The organism is Mesorhizobium sp. P2_D1, assembly GCF_056404455.1.
Map to the genome: position 1 here is coordinate 1 of NZ_JBFUDZ010000139.1, position 1,047 is coordinate 1,047.

Sequence of the window (1,047 nt, forward strand, 5' to 3'; positions counted from 1 at the left end):
TTGAAGACCAGAAAAGGCCTGGATTGGATTGAAGACCAGAAAAGGCCTGGATTGGACGGAGAAATTTGGCGCCATCGCAAAGGAGGCGGGCAGCCTTCCCGATGGCATCATTGACGGCGAGATTGTCGCGCTCGGCGAGAATGGCGCGCCCGATTTTGCCGCCATGCAAGCTGCATTGTCCGAGCGCCGAACAAACGAGCTCATCTTCTTTGCCTTTGATCTGTTATTTGCCAACGGCGTTGATCTGCGAAAGCTGCCTCTCTTGGAACGTAAGGAGCGGCTGAGCGCGATGCTCGGTAACGTCGATCGCGGCGAGGATAACCTTATCCGCTATGTCGAACACTTCACCAATGGTGGCGATGCGGTGCTGCGCTCCGCCTGTCGTCTGTCGCTTGAAGGCATTGTCTCCAAAAAGGCTCATGCAACCTATGTCTCGGGCAGGACCGACACCTGGGCAAAATCGAAATGCCGCGCCGGACATGAGGTCGTCATCGGCGGCTGGGCCACCACCAATGGTAAATTCCGATCGTTGCTGGTCGGCGTCAATCGGGGCGAACATTTCGCTTACATCGGCCGTGTCGGAACCGGATACAGCGAGGCAAAGGTCAAACAACTGCTGCCAAGGCTGAAGCAGATGCAGACGGTCAAGTCGCCATTCACTGGCGATGGCGCGCCAAAAAAGGATTCAACCGTCTTTTGGACAAAGCCCGAACTGGTTGCGGAAATCGAATTCGCCGGGTGGACTGGCGGCGGCAATGTCAGGCAGGCCGCCTTCAAAGGCCTGCGCGAAGACAAGCCCGCGAAAGAGGTTGAGGCAGAGCGACCCGCCGATCCTCAAGAGACGCAGATTGCCGAACCCGCCAGGGCGACTGCCCGGAGTGGGAAAAGCCCGGTCGTCCTGGGCGTCATCATCTCCAAGCCTGACAAGCCGCTGTGGCCGAATGCCGGCGATGGTGGACAGCCGGTCACCAAGCTCGATCTTGCAGAGTACTTCGAGGCCGTTGGCCCCTGGATGATCAAACATCTCAAAGGTCGCCCCTGTTCGCT

1 protein-coding gene is annotated in these 1,047 nt (G+C 58.3%); it reads left to right on the top strand.

The annotated features are described in order from the left end of the window. Window positions 1-28: 28 nt before the first annotated feature. The coding region (ligD, locus tag AC1D0I_RS32575) for a non-homologous end-joining DNA ligase (protein ID WP_477400181.1) at window positions 29-1,047 on the top strand (1,019 nt) is incomplete at its 3' end.